Source organism: Rossellomorea aquimaris (genome assembly GCF_003315075.1).
Taxonomy (GTDB): Bacteria; Bacillota; Bacilli; order Bacillales; family Bacillaceae_B; genus Rossellomorea; species Rossellomorea aquimaris_C.
In genome coordinates this window covers 1-1,056 of record NZ_QNRJ01000053.1, presented here as the reverse complement: position 1 = coordinate 1,056, position 1,056 = coordinate 1, and the positions used below count along the sequence as shown (strand labels likewise).

Genomic DNA, 1,056 nt, shown 5'->3' with positions numbered 1-1,056 from the left:
GCTCCGGTTTCCAAGGCTCCTACCTATCCTGTACAAGCTGTACCAAAATTCAATATCAGGCTACAGTAAAGCTCCACGGGGTCTTTCCGTCCTGTCGCGGGTAACCTGCATCTTCACAGGTACTATAATTTCACCGAGTCTCTCGTTGAGACAGTGCCCAGATCGTTACGCCTTTCGTGCGGGTCGGAACTTACCCGACAAGGAATTTCGCTACCTTAGGACCGTTATAGTTACGGCCGCCGTTTACTGGGGCTTCGATTCGCACCTTCGCTTAGAGCTAAGCACTCCTCTTAACCTTCCAGCACCGGGCAGGCGTCAGCCCCTATACTTCGCCTTACGGCTTCGCAGAGACCTGTGTTTTTGCTAAACAGTCGCCTGGGCCTATTCACTGCGGCTCTCTCGGGCTTGCACCCTACCAGAGCACCCCTTCTCCCGAAGTTACGGGGTCATTTTGCCGAGTTCCTTAACGAGAGTTCTCTCGCTCACCTTAGGATTCTCTCCTCGCCTACCTGTGTCGGTTTGCGGTACGGGCACCTTTTTCCTCGCTAGAGGCTTTTCTTGGCAGTGTGGAATCAGGAACTTCGCTACTATAATTCGCTCGCTATCACAGCTCAGCCTTCACGATGATGGGATTTGCCTCATCATCAGCCTAACTGCTTAGACGCACATATCCAGCAGTGCGCTTACCCTATCCTCCTGCGTCCCCCCATTGCTCAAACGGAAAAGAGGTGGTACAGGAATATCAACCTGTTGTCCATCGTCTACGCCTATCGGCCTCGACTTAGGTCCCGACTAACCCTGAGCGGACGAGCCTTCCTCAGGAAACCTTAGGCATTCGGTGGATGGGATTCTCACCCATCTTTCGCTACTCATACCGGCATTCTCACTTCTAAGCACTCCACCAGTCCTTACGGTCTAGCTTCGCAGTCCTTAGAACGCTCTCCTACCACTGACACCAAACGGTGTCAATCCACAGCTTCGGTGATACGTTTAGCCCCGGTACATTTTCGGCGCAGAGTCACTCGACCAGTGAGCTATTACGCACTCTTTAAATGG

The 1,056-nt window shown here is 52.7% G+C and carries 1 rRNA gene; it reads right to left on the bottom strand.

The features are described from left to right. A 23S ribosomal RNA gene (locus tag DET59_RS21390) occupies positions 1 to 1,056 on the bottom strand; the annotation flags it as partial.